Annotated in this window: 1 pseudogene; it reads left to right on the top strand. The window is 45.0% G+C overall.

From position 1 onward, the window contains the following. Positions 1-271 (top strand): annotated as a pseudogene (locus AAEZ02_RS22545) (polysaccharide biosynthesis protein); the annotation flags it as partial.

Below are 271 nucleotides of genomic sequence, written 5' to 3' on the forward strand. Positions count from 1 at the left end.
GGTTTGTACCGTGCAGTGCTTCGTTACATGGGATTACAAGCCCTGGTAGCTATTTTAGTCGGTATTACTGTTTCAACTATTTCACTAGTGCTAGTGTCTTTTTATGCTGAAGCGAATATCCCCCGCACTGTTCCACTGATTTATGCTGCATTTTCACTTGTGTTTATTGGCGGTTCAAGAACGATCGTTCGATCTATTGTCGGTTCTGGAATGAAGCGCAGTGGCGAGGCGGTGATTATTTATGGTGCTGGCGTGAGTGGTAGGCAGTTAT

The organism is Shewanella sp. T24-MNA-CIBAN-0130 (genome assembly GCF_040310185.1).
Lineage (GTDB): Bacteria > Pseudomonadota > Gammaproteobacteria > Enterobacterales > Shewanellaceae > Shewanella > Shewanella psychromarinicola.